The sequence below is a fragment of the Pseudomonas sp. PvP009 genome, from assembly GCF_017832995.1.
Taxonomy (GTDB): Bacteria; Pseudomonadota; Gammaproteobacteria; order Pseudomonadales; family Pseudomonadaceae; genus Aquipseudomonas; species Aquipseudomonas syringae.
Genome location: NZ_JAFIBG010000001.1, coordinates 1545039 through 1566615 on the forward strand (window position 1 = coordinate 1545039; position 21577 = coordinate 1566615).

Genomic DNA, 21577 nt, shown 5'->3' on the forward strand with positions numbered 1-21577 from the left:
TTCAGTTGTCAAAAGGCGTTACTTGAGCAATATTTGGCCGATTTGGAAGGGCGTGTTTGCATGAGCGGTGATGTTGCATTGGTTGCAATAACAGGTGCGACAGGTTTCGTGGGCAGTGCCGTGGTTCGTCGGCTGATCGAGCGCACAGGCTTTGCTGTGAGGGTTGCAGTCCGAGGCGCTTATGTCGCTTCCAGTCCGCGCATCGATGTTGTCAGCGCGCAATCATTGGCACCGGACAATCAATGGGCAAGTTTTGTAGCTGGCGCGGACGTGGTGATTCATTGTGCTGCCCGTGTTCATGTACTGAACGAGACCGCTGAAGCGCCGGATCAGGAATACTTGCGCGCTAATGTCACCGCAACGCTGAATCTGGCCGAGCAGGCCGCAGCCGCAGGCGTCAGACGCTTCATCTTTATTAGTTCCATCAAGGCCAATGGCGAGTCTACGCCTGTAGGTGCGCCATTCACGGCCAGCGACCCGTGCAATCCGCTGGATGCCTATGGTGTTTCAAAGCTCAGGGCCGAAGAGGGCTTGCGTGAGTTGTCTGCCCGCACCGGTATGCAGGTGGTGATCATTCGACCGGTACTGGTCTACGGTCCGGGGGTCAAGGCTAACTTCAGAAGCATGATGCGCTGGCTGGACAAGGGGCTGCCGTTGCCGCTCGGGTCCATCGATAATCGTAGAAGCCTTGTGGCGGTGGATAACCTGGCAGACCTGGTGACGGTCTGTGTCGATCATCCTGCTGCGGCTGACCAGACGTTTCTGGTCAGTGATGGGGAAGATTTGTCCACGACCAGGCTGCTGCGCGAAATGGGCAAGGCCCTGGGCAAACCTGCTCGACTGTTGCCGGTGCCGGCCTCGCTGTTGAAAGCGGCTGCAGCACTGTTAGGCAAGAAAGCTTTTTCACAACGGCTGTGCAACTCGCTGCAGGTCGATATCAGTAAAACCTGTACGATGCTGGATTGGCATCCACCTGTGAGTATTGAACACGCCATGCAGGACACTGCCCGATATTATCTGGAACACGACAAGCATGATTGAGTGGCTGTCGGTAATCGCTATTGCCTTTCTGTCTCTGATTCTAACGGCGTTGCTGCGCAAGTATGCGCTCGCCAAAAGTCTGATCGACATTCCAAACGCCCGAAGTTCGCATTCCATACCCACGCCCAGGGGCGGCGGTGTTGCCATCGTCATCACTTTCATCCTGGCGATCGCTGTGCTGGGGTGGGCGGGTTATCTGCCTCCCTCTGCACTTGCCGCAATTGTCGGTTCGGGAGGCCTGGTGGCGGTGATCGGTTTCATGGACGATCACGGGCATATCGCCGCACGGTGGCGCCTGCTGGGGCATTTTGCTGCGGCTGCCTGGGCCTTGTTCTGGCTGGGCGGACTTGCCCCGCTCGACGTCATGGGCTGGACGGTCGACCTGGGGTTGCTCTGGCAGGTGCTCGCGGCGTTCTATCTGGTGTGGATGCTGAACCTCTACAACTTCATGGACGGAATAGACGGCATCGCCGGTATCGAGGCGGTCACGGTATGCCTGGGCATGAGCATTATCTACGCGTTTGGCGGCCAGGCCGGGCTGTCCTGGGAAGTGCTCATGCTGGGCGCTGCCGCAGCAGGTTTCCTCTATTGGAACTTCCCTCCGGCGAAGATATTCATGGGCGATGCGGGCAGTGGTTTCCTCGGCATAGTGCTCGGTGTGCTATCCATTCAGGGTTCCTGGGCTTCACCTCAGTTATTCTGGTCCTGGTTGATTCTGCTGGGAGTGTTTGTCGTCGATGCGACCGTAACCCTCGTGCGACGCCTGTTACGTAAAGAAAGGCTCTACGAGGCGCATCGCAGCCATGCTTACCAGTTTGCTTCGCGTCACTACGGCAGGCATGTGCCGGTTACGCTTGCGGTGGGGTTGATCAATCTGGTCTGGTTGCTGCCCATTGCACTATGGGTTGCGCTGGGCGATGGGGAAGGGCTTATATGGGCGGTCATTGCTTACTGCCCGCTGATTCTGCTGGCGTTGAGGTTCGGCGCCGGCGAGGCAGAATAAGGTAACGAAGTGTTTTTCTGGTTGTCTCAGACACGTAGCTGTTTCACAGGTACCGATTTCAGATCATGTTGCAACCGGTAGCATAACGGAGCATAAAAAAATTGATGAGCAGATTGCGGACCAGATTACTGGCTCTACCACGCCGCAAAAAACGAATAATTCAGGTTGCTACCGACGTCTTCCTGGTCTGGCTGGCTCTGTGGATGGCGTTTGTGGTACGGCTGGGTATCGATGAGCTGATCAATCCTCTCGAGAAGCACACGTGGCTGTTCATCAGTGCGCCCGTTGCGGCTATCCCGCTGTTCATACGATTCGGCATGTATCGCGCAGTCATGCGCTACTTCGGCAATGATGCGCTGATTGCCATCATCAAGGCCGTCACGATGTCGTCGTTGATCCTTGGTTGCATGGTCTACGTGTACAGCAACCACCAGCAATTGGTCCCGCGTTCGGTGATCTTCAATTACTGGTGGCTGAGCATGGTCATGATCGGTGGTCTGCGCCTGGCCATGCGGCAGTATTTTCTCGGCGACTGGTTCGCTGCGGCGCAGCACGTGCCTTTCGCCAAGAGCGACAACGGTTTGCAGAAGGTTGCCATTTACGGCGCCGGTGCAGCGGGAAACCAGTTGGTCGCCGCATTGCGCATGGGCCGTCTGATGCATCCGGTGGCGTTCATCGATGATGATGAGTCGATTTCCAATCGGGTCATTTCTGGTCTGCAGGTCTACAAGCCTCGAAACATCCAGCGAATGATCGATTCCACGGGAGCTCAGGAAATCCTCCTGGCAATCCCGTCATCGTCGCGTGGGCGTCGTCGGGAAATCCTGGGCTTTCTGGAAGGCTTTCCGCTGCACGTACGAAGCGTTCCGGGCTTCATGGATCTGGCCGCTGGCAGGGTCAAGGTCGATGACCTTCAGGAAGTCGACATTGCAGACCTTTTGGGCCGCGACGCAGTCCCGGCTCGCGATAACCTGCTCGAGCACTGCATCAAGGGCAAGACGGTGCTGGTGACCGGCGCCGGCGGCTCGATCGGTTCCGAGCTGTGCCGACAGATACTGCTGCTGCAACCTACCCAATTACTGCTGCTGGACCATAGCGAGTTCAATCTCTACAGCATTCTCTCCGAACTTGAACAGCGCTCGGCTCGAGAGTCACTCTCGGTGAAATTGCTGCCCATACTCGGTTCGGTACGCAATCACCCCAAGCTGCTGTCGATCATGAAAACCTGGAAGGTCGATACGGTCTATCACGCTGCTGCCTACAAGCATGTGCCGATGGTCGAGCACAATATTGCGGAAGGCGTCATCAACAACGTCGTGGGTACGCTCAATACCGCCCAGGCGGCGTTGCAGGCAGGGGTGTCCAACTTTGTCCTGATCTCTACCGACAAGGCGGTCCGCCCCACCAACGTGATGGGCAGCACCAAGCGCCTTGCCGAATTGATATTGCAGGCACTGAGCCGCGAAACCGCGCCAGTGATCTTCGGTGACAAGGCCAACGTCTATCAGGTCAACAAGACCCGCTTTACCATGGTGCGCTTTGGCAACGTGCTTGGCTCTTCCGGTTCGGTGATCCCGCTGTTCCACAAGCAGATCCAGTCAGGCGGTCCGCTGACGGTGACGCATCCAAAGATCACCCGCTATTTCATGACCATCCCCGAAGCCGCTCAGTTGGTGATTCAGGCCGGCTCCATGGGGCATGGCGGTGATGTCTTCGTTCTCGATATGGGGGAGCCGGTCAAGATTGTCGAACTGGCCGAGAAGATGATCCATCTTTCCGGTCTGGCCATTCGCTCGGAGAAAAATCCGCACGGTGATATCTCCATCGAGTTCACTGGCCTGCGTCCCGGTGAAAAACTCTATGAAGAGCTGTTGATCGGCGACAACGTGGTTGCCACCGAGCACCCGATGATCATGAGTGCAAATGAAGATTGCCTGCCATGGGATGTATTGAAAGGCCGCCTGACAAAGCTGCTGGATGCGGTCGACCGAGATGATTACACCAGCGTGCGTCAGTTGCTGCGCGAAACGGTAAACGGTTATACGCCAGAAGGTGAAATCGTTGACTGGATGTATCAGGAACGCAGCGGCGAAACGTGATTTCATCAGCACTGCCGGGGGCTCTGGGCAGGGGTGGAAATACGTTGAACGATCCGGCAACAGGCAGCAACGCTCGACTTCTTTTCCAAGAGGGGACGCTGGTCTAAGTTTCAGGCACAGCATGTGGATGCTGCCTTGAACTGCTATGGAGCTTTATCTATGCGAACCCCTATCTTCAGTGCCTTGATCTTTGCCTTGCTCACCAGTACCTCGGTTGCGGTCAACGCCGCGCCTGCGTCCCAGCCCGCCATCCCGCAGCCCGCGGTATCCCATTCGCCGATGATGGAAGAAACAGCACCCGCTGTGGCGCATGAGCAGCGCAAGGACAGGGTCAATCTCAATACTGCCGATGCTCAGACACTGCAGAAAGAACTGGCGGGGATCGGGAAGAACAAGGCTGATGCCATTGTGGCTTATCGGGAAGCCAACGGCGATTTCACCTCGATTGATGAACTGATCGAAGTAAAAGGAATCGGCAAGGCCATTCTGGAGAGAAATCGCGAAAAGCTTGCACTCGACTGATCAGTGCTTCATCCGCTAAACACACAGGCCGATCGATGATCGGCCTGTGTGTTTATAAACTCTCACCGGGGAAGCTCTCCGAGAAAGTAGCTGTTCCAGAAGATCAGTTGGTGCTCTTTTTTATCTCCTTTTTGAGATAGTCGCGGGTCGTGTCCAGAATGCGCTGTGACAGTTCCTCGTCAAAAGCGCTGCGGGCGAGTGCCAGACCGCCTACCAGTGCGGACAGCACCGGCAGGCTTTTGGACTCCAGTCCATTCTCCGCCAGGGGCTTGTCGAACTGCTCCAGCAGATGAAGGATGATTTTATCCGTCGTCATGCTGGGCTGATCGCGCTGGCCTAGTTCCAGGCACATAGTCGGTAACGGACAACCGCCGTCTTCCGCATCGCGGCTGGCTATCGATAGGTAGAGATCAATGAATTCACTGAGCGAGTCCTGCCTGGCGAAAACGTCGCTGGTGATTCCTTTCACATTGTCGAGGGCGTGACTCAATGCCTGTTCAACAAGATCATCCTTGGATTTGAAATGCGCGTAGAACCCGCCATGGGTCAAGCCAAGTGCCTTCATCAAAGGTTGCAAGCCCGTAGCACCAATGCCGTCACGACGGAAGCGCATGGACGCTTCCTTGACGATGCGTTGGTGCGTTTGGGCCTTATGATCAAGCGCGTAACGCATGCGCTGAGTCTCCAGAAGGGCCAATGTGTAAGCGCATTTATACATGGATAGGTGAAACGATGCAGCAGGCTTTCGCTCGCAATGACAACTTCATCTCAATCAGGTAGGTGAATACCTAGCTATTTATCCAGGTAATGAGTGAGGCTGGCTCTGGACAATTCGCCCAGATGACTGTCGATCAGCCGTCCGTCTGGTGAGTAGAAAAGAGTGGTGGGCAGCGCCGCCGAACCCACCTGGCGGGCGAACTCGCCGTCCGGATCGAGAAAGCTGTTGCTTAGCACCAATTGCTGTTTCGACAAGTAGTCGCTGACTTCTCCGGCGCTTTCGGCCTGATTGACGAACAGAAATGTAATGTCCTCGCGTTCCCGTTGCATATCGCGCAGCACCGGCATTTCGCGGCGGCACGGAGGGCACCAGGTGGCCCACAAGTTGATGACCACTGGTTTGCCCCGATAGTCGGAGGCCCTGACCGGCTCACCAGTCAGCGTCCGAAGGGTTGTATCAGGCAGCGAATTGCCCTTCTGATAGTGGTCCAGAATCAAACCGCCCGATACCCAGATCGCCAGTCCGATGCTCATTGCGAACGTCAGGGCGCGCCGCTGTCCGGGACGGCGCCAGCCGATGATCAAGCCGCCCAGCAGAGCGCAGATAACCCCGGGCCAGACCACAAAGCCGCCATCACGGATGTCCAGCGCCTTCCAGGGGGCGTCGCTGTATTGCGCGAAATAGGTCAGGACGAATGCGGTACGTGCAGTGGCAATACCCAGAATGAAGAGTCCGAATACTGCGGTCTTTCTGGTCAGGGTATGCCGGACGAGCCGGGCCTCTACCCACGTGGCGGTTATCAAGGCGCCCAACAGCAACAGATGGGATATCGCGAGGGCGAACGGCCCGGCGTTGATGCTCAACATCGTTTTTGGTCCTTGAAGAGGTTTTTGCCGGATGTACCGCACAGGCGCGGCATGGTATCGCTGCTGTCCCTCCAGGAAAAACGCAGAACTGTTCCCGAATGTTAAGCCGCGGGGTCGGCTCGATTGAGCCCGTAAGCTGTTGAAACACTAATTCCTCGACAAGAGGTCGACCGTCCTCCAGCCCTTTGTGCAAAAGGCGTGCGCTCGAACGCCAGCATGTCGTGGAAGAAACTATTGTCCTACAAACCTTTGACTTCTGGCGTCAATCCCGGAGAATCTCGCCCGCTGTTTTCGAGGGGAGCGCTGACTGCCAGTTTTTTCGATGCGTTTCCCTTTTTGATAAACCGGCCACGGAGAGTCGACCGGATGAATGATCAGGCTAATGGCGTCGTAGAACGTCTGGATGTAGCTCCCGAGAGCATCGCGTCGTGGAATCGTAATGACACCACCTGGATGCTCGGATTGTTCGGTACCGCCATCGGTGCGGGTACCCTGTTTTTGCCAATCAACGCGGGTATCGGCGGTTTCTGGCCATTGATGGCGCTGGCACTGCTGGCGTTTCCCATGACGTTCTACGCTCACCGCGGTTTGACGCGCTTCGTGCTCTCAGGACGTGAGGGTGCCGACATCACCGATGTGGTCGAAGAGCATTTCGGCAAGAGTGCTGGCGCGATGATCACCTTGCTGTATTTCTTCGCCATCTTCCCGATCCTGCTGATCTACAGCGTGGCCCTCACCAATACCGTGGGCAGTTTTCTTGAGCACCAGCTGCACATCACGCCACCGCCGCGCGCCGCACTGGCGTTTTTGCTGATCATGGGGCTGTTGGCCGTGGTGCGTTGTGGCGAGCGGTTCATCGTCAAGGCCATGAGCCTGATGGTTTATCCGTTCATCGTCGCACTGTTGTTTCTGGCGATATTCCTCATCCCGCACTGGACCGGCGGCATTCTGAGCACCGCTACTACGTTCCCTGAGCTATCGGCGTTCATACCCACGCTGTGGCTGGCCATTCCGGTGATGGTGTTCTCTTTCAACCACACACCGATCATTTCTGCGTTTGCCGTCGATCAGAAGCGTCAGTATGGCGAAAACGCGGAAGTACGCAGTTCGCAGATTCTGGCCCGTGCCCACGGTCTGATGGTCGTGATGGTGCTGTTCTTCGTGTTCAGTTGCGTGTTGACCCTGTCGCCTGTCCAGCTGGCCGAGGCCAAGGCGCAGAACATCTCGATCCTGTCCTACCTGGCCAACCACTTCAACAACCCGACCATCGCCTTTGTCGCACCGCTGATTGCGTTCGTGGCCATTTCCAAGTCGTTTCTCGGCCACTACATCGGTGCCAGCGAGGGATTGAAAGGCCTGGTTCTGAAGGCGGGTCGTCGTCCTGCACCCAAGGCGCTGGATCGCATGACGGCGGCGTTCATGCTGGTGGTGTGCTGGCTGGTGGCAACGCTCAACCCAAGCATCCTGGGCATGATCGAAACCCTGGGCGGGCCGGTGATTTCGGCTTTGCTGTTCCTGATGCCGATGTACGCCATCCACAAGGTACCGGCCATGCGTAAATACGCTGGCGCGTGGTCCAACTACTTTGTGGTTGCCGCCGGAGTTGTGGCGATTTCAGCACTGATCTTTTCGCTAATCCGCTAAAGCCATCAAGCTAAACCTCGAAGTCTGCGCCGATCCAGCGGCGCAGACTGCGATAAGGTTATGCGATCGTGATCAGTCCACTGGCTCGGGATACAACGGCCTGGACAAGTGCATGATGCTCGCATAGTCGTAAACGTACTGCCTTCCCGCATGGCTGGTCGAACGCAGTTGGTCGATCAGTTGTCGTTCTTTCTTGTTCAAGTATCTCAACGCCGGATCTTGGCTGGACTTCAGGCGATCACGTTCATGGGCGTCAGGGAATGCGATGACGTTCGTCATGAAAAATCTCCTTGGGTTTTAGTCCTTGTTTGCTTTGATGTTGCCCCGGTTGCGGTGGTGATGGCGACGGTTAACCTTACCCACAAAAACTTGATGCGATCAACCCTGCAGATGCCGGGTGTGTCACAACGTTTGTGTGATCTCGTAGGATTGTCGACTGCCGTTGATGACAATCTGTACGGCATCGTCTTCGAATTTGCCCAGCAGGCTCTGCCCGAGCGGGGCTCTGGCAGTAATGACGGTGACCAGTTGATCCCCTGCACTGACCTTCAGGCCGGCAGCATCGGGGCCGAGAAACAGATAGTGTGTCTGCCCGTCGGCATCCTCGACGACCACCAGATCACCGGTCTGAATGCCACGCGATTCATCGAATGGCTTGAGAGACCATTTCCGATAAAGCGTCAACGACTGACGAATCTCCTCGACGCGGCGCGCCTGGCCGGCTGCCAGATAAGAAGCCTCCAGCCCTAGCGTGTCGTACTTGTTCTCGGCAATGTTCTCTTCGTGAGTGGCCGTTTCGTAGGCGGTCTGCGCCGCTCGTTCGGCGATGTCCAGATCGATGTTCAGTTTGTCGACGATCAGTTGCAGTACATCCTGTTTGTTCATGGTTTATCCGCAGTACTGATTGATGCTGGCACGGCTTTTTTCGCTAGGCGCGGTGCGATCCTGCTGTATCCAGAAGTCACACTTCGAGCGGTTGAAGGTGCGCTGCTGTTGCTCCTGCGCCTGTTCACGCGCCTGACGCGCCTCGCTTTCACGCAGGCTTTGCTCATATTTGCGAAACATCTCGGTCTCCGGCGCAGACGGGGAGGCGGGCTTTTGCGCGGGCGGGGTGGTCAACTGTGCGGCGGCATTGTCCAGCGCCTGGGTCTGGGCCGGTGGCAGGCTTTTGTAATACAGCAGGGCGGTCAGAAACACCGCCAGGGCGCCCAGCCAGATGCCCAGCGCAATGCACACGATCAATTTCAACGACACGTACAGGTCGCGACGGCGGGTAGGGAATGACATGGCTGAACTCCTTGCAGGCCAACAGATGTGATTGTGCCATGCCTGATGGTCGGGTATGAAAACTGTGCCACCTGTTTGTCCGACAGCATCAGGCTGGTGACAACGTGCCGTTCTGAACGACAATCAGCGTTTTTTGCCATCCAGCCTCAGGGAGCCAGGATGAAAGCCTCGTGGGACATTTTTTGCAGCGTAGTCGACAACTACGGTGATGCGGGCGTGACCTGGCGCCTGGCGCGCCAGCTGGTTGCCGAGCATGGCCTGCAAGTGCGTTTATGGATCGATGATCTGTCGGCCTTCGTTCGCTTGTGCCCCGGAGCCGATCCCCAGGCCCGGCAACAATGGCAAGAGGGCGTGAGCGTCTGCCAGTGGCCGACCGAGTGGCTGAACACCGATATTCCTGATGTCGTCATCGAAGCGTTCGCCTGCCGCCTGCCGACGCGCTACACCGAAGCGATGCTGCAGCGTTCGCCAAGGCCGCTGTGGCTGAGTCTCGATTACCTCAGCGCCGAGGACTGGGTGTCTGGCTGCCACGGCCTGCCTTCGCCACAGTCGAACGGTTTGAAGAAGTTCTTTTTCTTCCCGGGTTTTTCCGAAGCCACGGGTGGCCTGTTGCGCGAAAAAAGCCTCATCGAGCAGCGCCAGGCGTTTCAGCAAAACAGCGCGGCAAGGCAAGCCTTCCTGAGCGGGTTGGGTATCGAAGCGTTGGCCGATGCGCGCCTGATCTCGGTATTTGCCTATGAAAATCCCGTGCTCGGCAGTTGGCTCGATGCCTTGGCCAGCGACAGCCGGCCGACACATCTTCTGGTGCCAGAGGGGCGCATACTCGGCGACCTGCAGCGTTGGCTGGGTACCAAAGATCCGCTGCGCGCCGGGTTCATTCAGGCCTGCGGCGGGCTGACGGTTCAGGTCCTGCCGTTCATCCGTCAGGAGCTTTACGACCAACTGCTCTGGAGCTGCGATTTCAATATCGTGCGCGGCGAAGACTCGTTCGTGCGTGCGCAGTGGGCGGGGCGGCCGATGCTCTGGCACATCTACCAGCAGGAAGACGACGCGCATCTGCCCAAGCTCGATGCGTTTTTAACGCTCTATCTCGCGGGTCTTTCGCCGGCAGCCGCGCAGGCGCTGAATCAGTTCTGGCAGCGCTGGAATGTCGGCGGCGACCTCGGCGAGTGCTGGACGGCGCTGGCAGAGTACTGGCCGCAGATCCAGCACCATGCGGAGCGATGGTGCCAGCAACAAGCCGCACAGACTGATCTTGCCACGGCGCTGGTGCAGTTTTATGTAAATTCGCTATGATACGCGGCCTTGATACAAGGCTCTGTACGAAAAAGGCCTGCGCAGGTTGTTTCTCGTACAGAGCCTTTGGTTAATTCCATCCAAATTCGGATATATGCAATGAAAACTGGTAAAGAGCTGAAACCCGGTACCGTGATCCGTCTCGAGAACGATCCTTGGCTGGTTCAGAAAGCTGAGTTCACCAAATCCGGTCGTAACAGCGCGATCATGAAGACCAAGCTGAAAAACCTGCTGACCGGTTACAAGACCGAGATCGTTTACAGCGCCGACGACAAGCTGGACGACGTGATCCTGGATCGCAAGGAAGCCACCCTGTCTTTCATCAGCGGTGACACCTACACGTTCATGGACACCACTGACTACACCATGTACGAGCTGAACGCCGAAGACATCGAAAGCGTTCTGCCTTTCGTTGAAGAAGGCATGACCGACGTCTGCGAAGCCGTGTTCTTCGAAGACCGTCTGGTTTCCGTAGAGCTGCCGACTACTATCGTGCGTCAGGTTGACTACACCGAAGGCTCCGCTCGTGGCGACACGTCGGGCAAGGTCATGAAGCCTGCCAAACTGAAAAACGGCACCGAGCTGAGTGTTGCTGACTTCATCGAAATCGGCGACATGATCGAGATCGATACCCGTGAAGGCGGTTCCTACAAAGGCCGTGCGAAGTAAGCACGGTTTTGTAACCCCGTTACGCAAAAAACCCGCATCGCTGCGGGTTTTTTTGTGCCTGAGGTTTTTGTGAGGTGGCCGTTACTCAGGCGTCAGACCGGATCAGACCGTTACATGCAGGCGCACATCGACGTTACCGCGAGTGGCGTTGGAGTAAGGGCAAACCACGTGAGCGGCATCGACCAGTTGCTGAGCGTCGGCTTGCTCCAGGCCTGGCAGGCTGACATGCAAATCGATGTCCAGACCGAAACCGCCTGGAATCTGGCCAATGCCTACATGGGCGGTAATCGAGGTGTCTGCCGGAATGCTGCGTTTGCTCTGACCGGCCACGAACTTCAATGCACCGATGAAGCAGGCCGAATAACCGGCAGCGAACAGCTGCTCAGGGTTAGTGGCTGCGCCGCCAGCACCACCGAGTTCTTTCGGGGTCGCCAGCTTGACGTCGAGAATCTTGTCGTCGGAAACAGCACGACCATCACGGCCGCCGGTGGCGGTTGCAACTGCGGTGTAAAGAGTGTCCATGATTTTGCCTCGTTCGATGAAGGTTTGATTGCGCTAAATACTTGCGCGCTAACTAATCGCAAAGCAAAGGTAGTCCAAGGATAGTTTGCGCGCAAGCTAATTTTGCAAAAAGGTCGAGGATGGTCGTTGGAAGCAAGAAAACATGCTTGGAGCACCTGTCAGACCTCACGCGCGGTGACGAGAGGCAGGTCTGCACTTTTTCCTAGAGGCTGTGGTGCAGGTGCTCGCGCAGCTGCAGCAACTGGGCTTGCAGGTCGCGAAGCTTTTCCATGGTCAGCCCGCTCGACGAAAGAACACAGCCAGGGACGGTCAAGGCCTTCTGCTGCAATTCGCGGCCCTGCGCAGTCAGGTGAAGCAGCACCACCCGCTCGTCTTCCTTGCTGCGCGTACGGCTGATGAAGCCCTCACCTTCGAGGCGTTTGAGCAATGGCGTCAATGAGCCCGGATCGGTGAGCAGGCGGGTGCTGACATCCCCCACGGTAAGCCCGTCCCTTTCCCACAGCACCATCATCGCCAGGTACTGCGGATAGGTGAGCCCGAGCGCCTGCAGCAGCGGCTTGTAAACCTTGGTCATCATCAACGACGTGGAATACAGGGCGAAACACAACTGGTTATCCAGCAGCAGCGAATCGCAATCGGCAGGTGCGGCGCGGGTCGGGCTTTCGTCGGCGCTCATATCAGGTCCTCAAACTCGGTCGGATGAGTTTAACTTAGTGTTGCACTCTTTAATGCGCCAGATAATTTTGCTCATGTGCGCTCAACGCGCTGGGATTGTGCGTGACGCGTGAAAAAAAACGGCGCCATCGGGTGTCGGTCCAGAGCAGGACTGCGTAGCATTTGCTCATTGATTGGGTGGGGATGCAGTGTGATTGAAATTGTGATGTTTGTGTTGCTGGGTGCAGCGATGGGCACCCTGGGAGGATTGTTCGGCATCGGTGGTGGTCTTGTGGCAATTCCCGCACTCGGGGTGCTGTTTGGTCTGGATCAGCAACTCGCTCAAGGGACCGCCTTGTTGATGGTCCTGCCCAATGTGTTGCTTGCCTTGTGGCGTTACAACCAGCGCAACCGGATTCTGCTGCGTAATGCGCTGATGTTGATCATCCCCAGTTTCATTTTTGCCTGGTTGACCTCACTGCTCGCGGTCCGCGTCGACCCGCAGGGCATGCGCCTGGCCTTCGTCGGTTTTCTGGTGGTACTGACCGTGTTCAACGTTGCGCAGATGTATTGGCGCAGCAAACAGGCCGCGGGCGGGTTGCGTCATGAAAAGTGGCTATGGCTGCTGGGCGTCGGGTCCGGCGTGACCGGTGGTCTTTTTGGCGTTGGCGGCGGGGTAGTGGCGACGCCGATCCTCACCAGTGTCTTTGGCGCGACCCAGGTCGTGGCCCAAGGGCTGGCGCTATCCCTGGCGGCGCCGAGCACCGGCATCACGCTGGTCACCTACGCGCTGCACGATCACGTCAACTGGGCGATGGGCATTCCGCTGGCCATTGGCGGCCTGGCCAGCATCAGTTGGGGCGTGAAGCTGGCGCATTCGTTGCCGGAGCGCACCCTGCGCCTGATGTTCTGCGTGTTTCTAGTGCTCTGTGCGGTCATTCTCGCGCTCAAGGTTTGAAGCCGGCGATGATGTAATCGGCCATGCATTCGGTGATGGGCGAGGGATTTTCAGGCTTGCGTAGCAATACGATGCTGGCGGTTGGCAACTGTGGCAATTGTTCCGCCTCGCCGAGGATGCGCAAATCCGCTGTGGCCAGGCTCTGGAACTGCGCGGTGACTGCCAGGCCTGCGCTGACCACTGCGGTGATCGCCGCCATGCTCGAGCTGCTGTAGGCGATGCGGTAGTCACGCCCGACGCCGTCCAGCGCATTGCACGCCCAGTCACGACAGAAGCAGTGGGTGTTGAACATCGCCAGGGGAATGGGCGTTTGCTCATGCGGGGCAAAGCCGATGGCCTCCATCCACATCAGACGTTCCTGACGCAGCAATGTGCCGATCTCGGTGCCTGGCTTGCGCGTGACAATGGTCAGATCCAGGTCGTGACGTTGCAGCAGAAGGTCCGATGGCTCGCAATGCACTTCCACCTGAACCAGCGGATACGCTAGGGCGAACTGCGCCAGAATGCCGGGCAGGAAGCGCATCACGTAATCGTCAGGCGAGCCGATTTTCACCACGCCGATCATGTGCGGCTCGCGCAAGGTGTTGAACACCTCGCTGTGCAGCTTGAGGATTCGTCGCGCGTAACCGAGCAGTACCTGACCCTCGGCAGTCAGGTTCAGGACCCGGCCTTCACGCTGAAACAGCGGGCGCTGCACGACATCTTCTTCCAGACGCTTCATCTGCATGCTGACCGCCGACTGAGTGCGGTTGACGGCTTCGCCTGCACGGGTAAAACCACCGTGATCGGCAATCGCCACGAAGGTGCGCAACAGTTCGGTATCAATGCTCGGGTAGGTGGCCAATACATCAATCTCCCAGATGGAAGGCATAACGAACATTCGTTGGATTGATCCTACGCCCGAAGCGAGACTTCAGTCATCCCACAAGGAGGGCAAGATGATGAAAGGTCAGAAACAATGCGTAGGGGTGGAAAGGGCTGATGGGTGTTTGCAGGCGGGCGCGGTGTTCACAGTGCTCAAGGGTCATCTGCAGCGCTGGCTGGAGTTGCACCGCCAGCGCCACCTGCTGGCGCAAATGAGTGACGGAACACTTAAGGACCTGGGCTTGAGCCGTGCCGACATTCAGCAGGAAGCCGAACGTCCGTTCTGGGACGACCCGCTCAAGCATTGAGCGGGCAGTTGGCCCGGGTTTCCTGTTTAGCGCCTGACCTGCTTGAGGGTCTCGGCAATCAGGAAGGCCAGTTCCAATGACTGATCGGCGTTCATGCGTGGGTCGCAATGCGTGTGATAGCGATCCGAAAGGCCGTCTTCAGTAATCGGGCGCGCACCACCGATGCATTCGGTGACGTTCTGTCCGGTCATTTCGATATGAATGCCGCCCGCGTAAGTGCCCTCGGCCTGATGCACCTGAAAGAACTGCTTCACTTCGCCAAGGATCTGCGCGAAATCGCGGGTCTTGTAGCCACTGCTGGCCTTGATCGTGTTGCCGTGCATCGGGTCCGAGCTCCACAGCACCTTGCGGCCTTCGCGCTCGACGGCGCGGATCAGCTGCGGCAAGTGATCAGCCACCTTGTTGGCACCCATGCGGGCGATCAGGTTCAGGCGTCCAGGGTCGTTGTCCGGGTTGAGGATGTCGATCAGGCGAATCAGGTCGTCGGTATTCATGCTCGGGCCGACCTTGACGCCGATCGGGTTGTTGACCCCGCGCAGGAACTCGACATGCGCGCCATCCAGCTGACGTGTGCGGTCGCCGATCCACAGCATGTGCGCCGAGCAATCATAGTAATCGTTGGTCAGACTGTCGCGTCGCACGAAGGCTTCTTCGTAGTTGAGCAGCAACGCTTCGTGAGCGGTGAAGAAGCTGGTTTCGCGCAATTGCGGCGAGCTGTCCATGCCGCAGGCGCGCATGAACGCCAGGGTTTCATCGATACGCCCGGCCAGCTGGCTGTATTTTTCGGCGAGCGCCGAGTTGGCGATGAAGTCCAGGTTCCATTTGTGGACCTGATGCAAATCGGCAAATCCGCCCTGAGCGAAGGCGCGCAGCAGGTTCAGGGTGGCGGTGGACTGGTTATAGGCCTGCAGCAGGCGCTCCGGGTCCGGCACACGGCTCTTCTCGTCGAACCCGATACCGTTGACGATATCGCCGCGGTACGCCGGGAGCGTCACGCCGTCGATGATTTCGTCATTGGCCGAGCGTGGCTTGGCAAATTGCCCGGCCATGCGTCCGACTTTCACCACCGGGCAGCCGGCGGCAAACGTCATCACGATTGCCATCTGCAGCAGGACCTTGAACGTATCGCGAATCTTGGCGGCGGAAAACTCCATGAAGCTTTCTGCGCAGTCGCCGCCCTGCAGCAAGAACGCACGCCCTTGGGTCACTTCGGCAAACTGACGGCGCAACTCACGGGCTTCGCCGGCGAACACCAGCGGCGGATAACTGGCCAGCGTCTGTTCGACCCGGTGCAGGTGCTCGGCATCAGGGTAGTGAGGTTGCTGCTGAATCGGCAGTGCCCGCCAGCTGTCGGGGCTCCAGGGTTGGCTCATTATTGGCTCTAGAGTTGTGCAATCGGATCGGCATGTTAGCAGTTCGCCGTTGCTCTGCCAGTCTGGTGCAGACCACTGGAGCGGTGCTGGACGCCACAACGTGTGACAAAGCCGTGCGCTTGCCCGACAATTCGTATTTTGCGCTCAGCGCAGGCAACCAGGAACGGTGATGACGGAAGAGCGTGAGCGCGTAGAGCGAATCCTGGCCGAGGTCCACGACGACTTCGGCATGATTCGCGTGCTGGAAGTGGAGGACTACCGCTTTCTGGAGTTTGGCGATGCCATCGAGCAAAGCTGCACCTTTACAGCCGATCCGAGCTGGCTGGAGTACGACTACACCCGGGCGATGCTGATCGGCGCGCTGTGCCATGACGCGCCGGAAAGCGCGCTGTTTCTGGGGTTGGGGGCCGGTACGCTGACCCAGGCCTGCATGAAGTTCCTGCCACTCGAGGACGTGGAAGTCATCGAGCTGCGCCCGGATGTGCCACGTCTGGCCATGGAGTTCATGGGGCTCGACGACGATCCGCGACTGTATATCCGCATCGGCGATGCGCTGGACCTGCTGGACAGCGCCGAGCCTGCCGACCTGATCTTTGTCGACCTGTACACCGATGTCGGGCCTGGCGTCGGGCATCTGGCCTGGAATTTCCTGCAGAGCTGTCAGCAGCGGTTGAACCCGGGCGGCTGGCTGATCATCAATCAGTGGGCCACTGACGACGGCAAACCGCTGGGAGCGGCGTTGTTGCGCGGCCTTTACCACCGCCATTACTGGGAGCTGCCGGTGAAGGAGGGCAACGTCATCCTGCTCGTGCCCGCCGACCTGGATCAGACGCTGGATATCGACGCGTTGAGCGGGCGAGCCGAGGCACTTGCGCCGCATCTGGGCTACGCGCTGGCGTCGCTGATCAGGGCCATTCGTTCCGCCACCTGAGCAGGCGGCGGGTGAGTAGGTTGTTCTGAAAACGGGGTGGGACAATTCGCCACACCTCGAAGGCCAGAATGCCGGTCATGTGCAAGAATAGGTTAAACGTTTAAGCGGCAATGCCCGCAATCTCGGGCCCGCGCCCTGATCAAGCGGTCTTCTGCCCGCACCCAGGGCCTGCCGCCGCTCAAAAATGGCGCAACGTTTCGTAAAAAAAGACTCACCAAGGTGCGTATTTCCGGTATAGTGCGCGCCGGTCTTTAACAGGACCCTCGTCAAGGTATTGCAATTTCCCGAAGCCAGCTTCGGCTGCTTGTTCGCTCTGCGGACTATCCTAGGCGATCCATTCATCAAACGTTTTCGCAAATCCCCGCCGACAAAGCAGCCAGGGTGACTTTAGGGTCGTACACGGCACGCGCAGCTTTGGAGCATGGGTCTTTGCGGATGCACTAGAGGCAGACCCATGACCCAGGAATTCGGCGGCTTCGCCGCTTTTGAACTTCATCCAAATATCCTCGCAGCCGTTATCGCCACTGGCTACGAAGAGCCGTCGGCCATTCAGCAGCAGTCGATCCCGATCATCATGGCCGGCCACGACATGATCGGTCAGGCGCAAACCGGTACGGGTAAAACCGCCGCTTTCGCACTGCCTATCCTGCATCGGATCGACCCGAGCAAGCGCGAGCCGCAAGCACTGATCCTGGCCCCGACCCGCGAACTGGCACTTCAGGTTGCCACCGCGTTCGAGACCTACGCAAAACAAATGCCGGGCGTGACCGTTGTAGCGGTCTACGGCGGCGCGCCGATGGGCCCTCAGCTCAAGGCTATCCGTAATGGCGCACAGATCGTCGTCGCTACCCCGGGCCGTCTCTGCGACCACCTGCGTCGTGACGAGAAAGTCCTGGCGACCGTGAACCACCTGGTTCTCGACGAAGCGGACGAAATGCTCAAGCTGGGCTTCATGGACGACCTCGAAGTTATCTTCAAGGCCATGCCGGAAACCAAGCAAACCGTATTGTTCTCGGCTACTTTGCCGCAGTCGATCCGTGCCATCGCTGAGCGCCATTTGCGTGATCCGAAGCACGTCAAGATCCAGACCAAGACCCAGACTGTTACCGCGATCGAACAGGCTCACCTGCTGGTTCACGCTGACCAGAAGACCTCGGCTGTACTGAGCCTGCTGGAAGTCGAAGACTTCGATGCCCTGATCATGTTCGTCCGCACCAAGCAGGCGACCCTGGATCTGGCCAGCGCCCTTGAAGCCAAAGGCTACAAGGCTGCCGCACTGAACGGCGACATCGCCCAGAACCAGCGCGAGCGCGTTATCGAATCCCTCAAGGATGGCCGTCTGGACATCGTTGTGGCGACCGACGTTGCTGCCCGTGGTCTTGACGTTCCGCGTATCACTCACGTATTCAACGTGGACATGCCTTACGATCCAGAGTCCTACGTTCACCGTATCGGCCGTACCGGTCGTGCCGGTCGCGAAGGTCGCGCCCTGCTGCTGGTGACGCCTCGTGAGCGCCGCATGCTGCAAGTGATCGAGCGTGTTACCGGTCAGAAGGTTGCGGAAGTCCGCCTGCCGGATGCCCAGGCCGTTCTGGATGCGCGCATCAAGAAACTGACCAACAGCCTGTCGCCGCTGGTCGCCGATGCCGAATCGACTCACGGTGATCTGCTCGATCGTCTGACTGCCGACATCGGCTGCAGCCCTCGCGCTCTTGCTGCTGCACTGCTGCGCAAGGCTACCAACGGTCAGGCACTGACCCTGGCAGCCATCGAGCGCGAGCGTCCACTGGTTCCGAACAACGCCCCACGCGGTGATCGTCCAGAGCGCAGCAGCGACCGTGGTGATCGTCCTGAGCGTGAGCGTCGTGCGCCGGTTCCATTGGCCGAAGGCCGTGCTCGTTGCCGTACCGCGCTGGGTGCGCGTGATGGTATCGCTGCCAAGAACCTGCTCGGTGCCATTCTCAACGAAGGCGGCCTGGCCCGCGAAGCGATCGGCCGTATCCAGGTCCGTGACAGCTTCAGCCTGGTTGAACTGCCGGAAGATGGTCTTGAGCGTCTGCTGACCAAGCTCAAGGACACCCGCGTTGCTGGCAAGCAGCTCAAGCTGCGTCGCTATCGCGAAGACTGATCGGCTCTTGAGCTGATCGGCCAATAAAAAATCCCCGACTGGTTCGGGGATTTTTTTGCTTTGTATTCAGGCAAATTGGCGCTATTGGCTTCACCCGAACCGATAGATATCCATCCCGAGTGCGCCCATGGTGAAGCCCTGATGGGCAATGCCGAAAACACCGCCAGCGCCGCGTGCGAAATACAGCGGCAGCAGGTGCTCGTCACTGGGGTGCGCACGGGCCGCATGAGGAGCGAGGCTGCGGTAGTGGTGCAACGCGGCTTCATCGTCGTTTTGCAGCTTGTCGATCATCCAGTCGCGAAACGCGGCAGCCCAGGGCTCGATACTGTCGGGGCCGGCGTTCCAGTCAAGGTCACGCAGGTTGTGCGTGATGCTGCCTGAACCGATGATCAGCACACCCTGTTCACGCAAGCTGGCCAGTGCCCGGCCCACGCGGGTCTGTAATTCCGGCCCCTGGCGGCTGGGCAGCGAAACCTGCACCACCGGAATATCGGCGTCCGGGTACATCAGCGACAAAGGCACCCAGACGCCGTGGTCGAAGGGACGTCTGCTGTCGATGCGTGCAGGCAAGTCGCTGGCGGCAAGCAGTTCAACCACCTTGCGCGTCAGCTCCGGCAGCCCTTGCGCCGGGTACTGAACTGCAAACAATTCGGGCGGAAAGCCGCCGAAGTCATGCCATGTCTCGGGTTGTGGATTACCGTTGACGATCAGTTCATGGCTTTCCCAGTGGGCAGACACCATCACGATGGCGCGAGGCCGGAGCAGGCTGGCAGCCAGTCGCTTCAGAGCCGGGCCGCTTTCGCCGGGTTCCAGCGCCAACATGGGGGAGCCATGGGAAATAAACAGGCTGGGGAACATTTAAAGCTCCAGAATAGTGGGATGACTCATAGTCGGTCATTTTTATGATCTAAATCTAATATAAGTTCTGGCGCTTTTTTATCGAATTTTAAGGAGGTTTCATGCAGGCGGATTTTTGGCTGCAGCGCTGGAGTGCCGGGCAGATCGGCTTTCACCAGTCAGAGGTCAATAAGGACCTGCAACAATATTGGTCCTCGCTGAATGTTGTTCCGGGAGCGCGGGTTCTGGTGCCGTTATGTGGCAAGAGCCAGGACATGAGCTGGCTGAGCGGGCAGGGATATCACGTGGTGGGCGCCGAGCTGTCCGAGGCGGCGGTAGAGCGCTATTTCACCGAGCGTGGTGAGCAGCCGCACATCACGTCGCAGGGCGACTTCAAGGTCTACGCAGTGCCGGGTATCGAAATCTGGTGCGGTGATTTCTTCGCGCTGACTGTGCGCGATATCGGTCATTGCGCGGCGTTTTACGACCGCGCCGCGATGATCGCCCTGCCAGCGGATATGCGCGAACGCTATGTGCGGCAGCTTGAAGCGCTAATGCCGCAGGCGTGCAGCGGTTTGCTGATTACCCTGGAATACGACCAGGCCCTGCTCGAAGGCCCGCCATTCTCCGTCCCGCACACATGGCTGCAGAGGGTCATGTCAGGGAACTGGGAGGTCACCAAGGTTGGTGGGCAGGATACGCTGCACAGCAGTGCCAAGGGGTTGAAGGCCGGATTGGAGCGTATGGATGAGCATGTTTATGTGTTGGAGCGTCAATCGCGCTGAGTTGGTCCTGAATCTCTCTGAATCGCAGAACCGTTTGACGCCCTGCGTCACGAACTGCATTCCCACGCGGAGCGTGAGGAACGAGAGGTGTCCGGAAGAACACCTCTCATTGCTATGCGCGGGGCGAAGGCTATCGCGTTCGCGGTTCAACCGCGACGGCGCAGGGCCTCGATGCGTTGCTCCAGCGGCGGGTGGCTCATGAACAGGCCGGCGAGGCCCTTCTTGAGACCGGCATTGATACCGAAGGCGGTCAGGCTGTCAGGCATGTTCACCGGGACGCCCTGTTCGGAACGCAAGCGTTGCAGCGCGCCGATCATTGCACTCGTACCCGCCAGTCGTGCACCGGCATCGTCAGCGCGGAATTCGCGTTTGCGCGAGAACCACATGACGATGGCGCTGGCCAGAAAGCCCAGTACCAGCTCGGCGAAGATCGTCGTGATGTAGTAAGCGATGCCCTGACCGTTTTCAGTCTTGAAGATCACCTTGTCGACGAAATTACCGATGATGCGGGCGAAGAACATCACGAAGGTGTTCACCACGCCCTGCACCAGCGCCAGCGTCACCATGTCGCCATTGGCAACGTGGCCGATCTCGTGAGCCAGTACGGCTTTCACCTCATCCGGCGAAAAGCGCTCGAGCAGGCCCTGGCTGACCGCAACCAGGGCATCGTTCTTGTTCCAGCCCGTGGCAAACGCGTTGGCTTCGTACGCCGGGAAAATACCGACTTCCGGCATCTTGATGCCCGCGTCGCGGGACAGTTGTTCAACGGTCTGCAGCAACCATTGCTCATGGCGAGTGCGAGGCTGGCTGATGATCTGAGTACCGGTGCTCATCTTCGCCATCCACTTGGAGATGAACAGCGAGAACAGCGAGCCCGCGAAACCGAACACAGCGCAGAAAACCAGCAGCTGATTGAGGTTCAGATCAACCCCGTTGGCCGCCATGAACCCATTGAAGCCAAAAAGGCTCAGGGTGATGCTGGCAATCAGCACGACCGCAAGGTTAGTGGCCAAAAACAGCAAAATGCGCATCATGGTCGAAACGTTCTCCTCAGGTAAATATGTAACTCGAT

The 21577-nt window shown here is 58.3% G+C and carries 23 protein-coding genes; 12 read left to right on the plus strand and 11 right to left on the minus strand.

Annotated elements, in window-relative coordinates:
- Nucleotides 1-60 precede the first annotated feature (60 nt).
- From JOE29_RS06785 to JOE29_RS06800, 4 genes are all read left to right on the plus strand, one after another.
- Nucleotides 61-1041 carry an SDR family oxidoreductase gene (locus JOE29_RS06785; protein WP_074997894.1) on the plus strand — a complete coding sequence of 327 codons (981 nt, stop codon included), beginning with the start codon at nucleotides 61-63 and terminating at the stop codon, nucleotides 1039-1041.
- A complete protein-coding gene (locus tag JOE29_RS06790) occupies nucleotides 1034-2044 on the plus strand; it encodes a glycosyltransferase family 4 protein (protein ID WP_003424762.1) in 1011 nt (336 codons plus the stop codon). The genes JOE29_RS06785 and JOE29_RS06790 overlap by 8 nt, the downstream gene beginning before the upstream one ends.
- 104 nt (nucleotides 2045-2148) lie before the next feature.
- A complete protein-coding gene (locus tag JOE29_RS06795) occupies nucleotides 2149-4143 on the plus strand; it encodes a nucleoside-diphosphate sugar epimerase/dehydratase (RefSeq protein WP_003393786.1) in 1995 nt (664 codons plus the stop codon).
- 159 nt (nucleotides 4144-4302) lie between these two features.
- Nucleotides 4303-4665 carry a helix-hairpin-helix domain-containing protein gene (locus tag JOE29_RS06800; RefSeq protein ID WP_003314665.1) on the plus strand — a complete coding sequence of 121 codons (363 nt, stop codon included), beginning with the start codon at nucleotides 4303-4305 and terminating at the stop codon, nucleotides 4663-4665.
- Between the two features lie 103 nt (nucleotides 4666-4768).
- On the opposite strand, the gene JOE29_RS06805 is transcribed toward JOE29_RS06800, so the two are convergent.
- Together JOE29_RS06805 and JOE29_RS06810 are read right to left on the minus strand one after the other, a co-directional pair.
- The gene (locus JOE29_RS06805; protein WP_003314666.1) at nucleotides 4769-5338 is read right to left on the minus strand and encodes a TetR/AcrR family transcriptional regulator; all 570 of its coding nucleotides are present in this window, start codon (nucleotides 5336-5338) and stop codon (nucleotides 4769-4771) included.
- A 119-nt stretch (nucleotides 5339-5457) separates the two neighbouring features.
- Nucleotides 5458-6249 (minus strand): TlpA disulfide reductase family protein, encoded by a 792-nt coding sequence (locus JOE29_RS06810; protein WP_046719136.1) that lies wholly within the window; start codon nucleotides 6247-6249, stop codon nucleotides 5458-5460.
- A gap of 366 nt (nucleotides 6250-6615) precedes the next feature.
- Between JOE29_RS06810 and JOE29_RS06815 the strand changes: the two genes are divergently transcribed.
- Nucleotides 6616-7893, plus strand: a complete 1278-nt coding sequence (locus JOE29_RS06815; RefSeq protein WP_024648738.1) for an aromatic amino acid transport family protein — start codon at nucleotides 6616-6618, stop codon at nucleotides 7891-7893.
- Nucleotides 7894-7965: 72 nt separating this feature from the next.
- Here JOE29_RS06815 and JOE29_RS06820 read toward each other — a convergent pair whose 3' ends face one another.
- The 3 genes from JOE29_RS06820 to JOE29_RS06830 all read right to left on the minus strand — a co-directional run bounded on the left by JOE29_RS06820 (nucleotide 7966) and on the right by JOE29_RS06830 (nucleotide 9180).
- Nucleotides 7966-8172 carry a hypothetical protein gene (locus JOE29_RS06820; protein WP_002554553.1) on the minus strand — a complete coding sequence of 69 codons (207 nt, stop codon included), beginning with the start codon at nucleotides 8170-8172 and terminating at the stop codon, nucleotides 7966-7968.
- A gap of 123 nt (nucleotides 8173-8295) precedes the next feature.
- Nucleotides 8296-8778: a transcription elongation factor GreAB gene (locus JOE29_RS06825; RefSeq protein WP_137983843.1), complete on the minus strand. Its 483-nt coding sequence runs from the start codon at nucleotides 8776-8778 to the stop codon at nucleotides 8296-8298.
- A 3-nt stretch (nucleotides 8779-8781) separates the two neighbouring features.
- Nucleotides 8782-9180, minus strand: a complete 399-nt coding sequence (locus JOE29_RS06830) for a hypothetical protein (protein WP_003424765.1) — start codon at nucleotides 9178-9180, stop codon at nucleotides 8782-8784.
- A gap of 159 nt (nucleotides 9181-9339) precedes the next feature.
- On the opposite strand from JOE29_RS06830, the gene earP reads away from it, so the two are divergent.
- Nucleotides 9340-10476 (plus strand): elongation factor P maturation arginine rhamnosyltransferase EarP, encoded by a 1137-nt coding sequence (gene earP, locus JOE29_RS06835; protein WP_210079171.1) that lies wholly within the window; start codon nucleotides 9340-9342, stop codon nucleotides 10474-10476.
- A gap of 99 nt (nucleotides 10477-10575) precedes the next feature.
- Nucleotides 10576-11145 (plus strand): elongation factor P, encoded by a 570-nt coding sequence (locus tag JOE29_RS06840; RefSeq protein ID WP_002554550.1) that lies wholly within the window; start codon nucleotides 10576-10578, stop codon nucleotides 11143-11145.
- 102 nt (nucleotides 11146-11247) lie between these two features.
- Here the strand turns inward: JOE29_RS06840 and JOE29_RS06845 are convergent, their stop codons facing one another.
- Nucleotides 11248-11667, minus strand: coding sequence for an organic hydroperoxide resistance protein (locus tag JOE29_RS06845; RefSeq protein ID WP_003342698.1), 420 nt, complete (start codon nucleotides 11665-11667; stop codon nucleotides 11248-11250).
- 202 nt (nucleotides 11668-11869) lie between these two features.
- Nucleotides 11870-12343 carry a MarR family transcriptional regulator gene (locus JOE29_RS06850; protein ID WP_003342696.1) on the minus strand — a complete coding sequence of 158 codons (474 nt, stop codon included), beginning with the start codon at nucleotides 12341-12343 and terminating at the stop codon, nucleotides 11870-11872.
- Nucleotides 12344-12532: 189 nt separating this feature from the next.
- Between JOE29_RS06850 and JOE29_RS06855 the strand changes: the two genes are divergently transcribed.
- Entirely contained in the window at nucleotides 12533-13279 is a 747-nt protein-coding gene (locus tag JOE29_RS06855) for a sulfite exporter TauE/SafE family protein (RefSeq protein WP_003424767.1), read from the plus strand.
- Here the strand turns inward: JOE29_RS06855 and JOE29_RS06860 are convergent.
- The gene (locus JOE29_RS06860; protein ID WP_201025969.1) at nucleotides 13269-14123 is read right to left on the minus strand and encodes a LysR family transcriptional regulator; all 855 of its coding nucleotides are present in this window, start codon (nucleotides 14121-14123) and stop codon (nucleotides 13269-13271) included. The genes JOE29_RS06855 and JOE29_RS06860 overlap by 11 nt on opposite strands.
- Before the next feature lie 94 nt (nucleotides 14124-14217).
- Here JOE29_RS06860 and JOE29_RS06865 point away from each other — a divergent pair, with 94 nt between their 5' ends.
- Nucleotides 14218-14451 (plus strand): DUF1127 domain-containing protein, encoded by a 234-nt coding sequence (locus tag JOE29_RS06865; RefSeq protein ID WP_003342689.1) that lies wholly within the window; start codon nucleotides 14218-14220, stop codon nucleotides 14449-14451.
- Between the two features lie 26 nt (nucleotides 14452-14477).
- Here JOE29_RS06865 and JOE29_RS06870 read toward each other — a convergent pair whose 3' ends face one another.
- Entirely contained in the window at nucleotides 14478-15824 is a 1347-nt protein-coding gene (locus tag JOE29_RS06870; RefSeq protein ID WP_004411146.1) for a 3-deoxy-7-phosphoheptulonate synthase class II, read from the minus strand.
- A 169-nt stretch (nucleotides 15825-15993) separates the two neighbouring features.
- Between JOE29_RS06870 and JOE29_RS06875 the strand changes: the two genes are divergently transcribed.
- Nucleotides 15994-16755, plus strand: a complete 762-nt coding sequence (locus JOE29_RS06875) for a spermidine synthase (protein WP_137983226.1) — start codon at nucleotides 15994-15996, stop codon at nucleotides 16753-16755.
- A gap of 421 nt (nucleotides 16756-17176) precedes the next feature.
- A complete protein-coding gene (locus JOE29_RS06885) occupies nucleotides 17177-18883 on the plus strand; it encodes a DEAD/DEAH box helicase (protein WP_170855933.1) in 1707 nt (568 codons plus the stop codon).
- Nucleotides 18884-18973: 90 nt separating this feature from the next.
- Here the strand turns inward: JOE29_RS06885 and JOE29_RS06890 are convergent, their stop codons facing one another.
- Entirely contained in the window at nucleotides 18974-19741 is a 768-nt protein-coding gene (locus tag JOE29_RS06890) for a class III extradiol ring-cleavage dioxygenase (RefSeq protein WP_074997888.1), read from the minus strand.
- A 101-nt stretch (nucleotides 19742-19842) separates the two neighbouring features.
- On the opposite strand from JOE29_RS06890, the gene JOE29_RS06895 reads away from it, so the two are divergent.
- Nucleotides 19843-20505, plus strand: coding sequence for a thiopurine S-methyltransferase (locus JOE29_RS06895; RefSeq protein WP_210079181.1), 663 nt, complete (start codon nucleotides 19843-19845; stop codon nucleotides 20503-20505).
- 146 nt (nucleotides 20506-20651) lie between these two features.
- Here the strand turns inward: JOE29_RS06895 and htpX are convergent, their stop codons facing one another.
- Nucleotides 20652-21539: a protease HtpX gene (gene htpX, locus JOE29_RS06900; RefSeq protein ID WP_003314685.1), complete on the minus strand. Its 888-nt coding sequence runs from the start codon at nucleotides 21537-21539 to the stop codon at nucleotides 20652-20654.
- Nucleotides 21540-21577 lie beyond the last annotated feature (38 nt).

Bases quoted from the DNA above. Each gene is read 5' to 3' on its own strand.
- JOE29_RS06785 (WP_074997894.1), top strand. From the start codon at position 61: ATGAGCGGTGATGTTGCATTGGTTGCAATAACAGGTGCGACAGGTTTC.
- JOE29_RS06790 (WP_003424762.1), top strand. From the start codon at position 1,034: ATGATTGAGTGGCTGTCGGTAATCGCTATTGCCTTTCTGTCTCTGATT.
- JOE29_RS06795 (WP_003393786.1), top strand. From the start codon at position 2,149: ATGAGCAGATTGCGGACCAGATTACTGGCTCTACCACGCCGCAAAAAA.
- JOE29_RS06800 (WP_003314665.1), top strand. From the start codon at position 4,303: ATGCGAACCCCTATCTTCAGTGCCTTGATCTTTGCCTTGCTCACCAGT.
- JOE29_RS06805 (WP_003314666.1), bottom strand. From the start codon at position 5,338: ATGCGTTACGCGCTTGATCATAAGGCCCAAACGCACCAACGCATCGTC.
- JOE29_RS06810 (WP_046719136.1), bottom strand. From the start codon at position 6,249: ATGTTGAGCATCAACGCCGGGCCGTTCGCCCTCGCGATATCCCATCTG.
- JOE29_RS06815 (WP_024648738.1), top strand. From the start codon at position 6,616: ATGAATGATCAGGCTAATGGCGTCGTAGAACGTCTGGATGTAGCTCCC.
- JOE29_RS06820 (WP_002554553.1), bottom strand. From the start codon at position 8,172: ATGACGAACGTCATCGCATTCCCTGACGCCCATGAACGTGATCGCCTG.
- JOE29_RS06825 (WP_137983843.1), bottom strand. From the start codon at position 8,778: ATGAACAAACAGGATGTACTGCAACTGATCGTCGACAAACTGAACATC.
- JOE29_RS06830 (WP_003424765.1), bottom strand. From the start codon at position 9,180: ATGTCATTCCCTACCCGCCGTCGCGACCTGTACGTGTCGTTGAAATTG.
- earP (WP_210079171.1), top strand. From the start codon at position 9,340: ATGAAAGCCTCGTGGGACATTTTTTGCAGCGTAGTCGACAACTACGGT.
- JOE29_RS06840 (WP_002554550.1), top strand. From the start codon at position 10,576: ATGAAAACTGGTAAAGAGCTGAAACCCGGTACCGTGATCCGTCTCGAG.
- JOE29_RS06845 (WP_003342698.1), bottom strand. From the start codon at position 11,667: ATGGACACTCTTTACACCGCAGTTGCAACCGCCACCGGCGGCCGTGAT.
- JOE29_RS06850 (WP_003342696.1), bottom strand. From the start codon at position 12,343: ATGAGCGCCGACGAAAGCCCGACCCGCGCCGCACCTGCCGATTGCGAT.
- JOE29_RS06865 (WP_003342689.1), top strand. From the start codon at position 14,218: ATGATGAAAGGTCAGAAACAATGCGTAGGGGTGGAAAGGGCTGATGGG.
- JOE29_RS06870 (WP_004411146.1), bottom strand. From the start codon at position 15,824: ATGAGCCAACCCTGGAGCCCCGACAGCTGGCGGGCACTGCCGATTCAG.
- JOE29_RS06875 (WP_137983226.1), top strand. From the start codon at position 15,994: ATGACGGAAGAGCGTGAGCGCGTAGAGCGAATCCTGGCCGAGGTCCAC.
- JOE29_RS06885 (WP_170855933.1), top strand. From the start codon at position 17,177: ATGGGTCTTTGCGGATGCACTAGAGGCAGACCCATGACCCAGGAATTC.
- JOE29_RS06890 (WP_074997888.1), bottom strand. From the start codon at position 19,741: ATGTTCCCCAGCCTGTTTATTTCCCATGGCTCCCCCATGTTGGCGCTG.
- JOE29_RS06895 (WP_210079181.1), top strand. From the start codon at position 19,843: ATGCAGGCGGATTTTTGGCTGCAGCGCTGGAGTGCCGGGCAGATCGGC.
- htpX (WP_003314685.1), bottom strand. From the start codon at position 21,539: ATGATGCGCATTTTGCTGTTTTTGGCCACTAACCTTGCGGTCGTGCTG.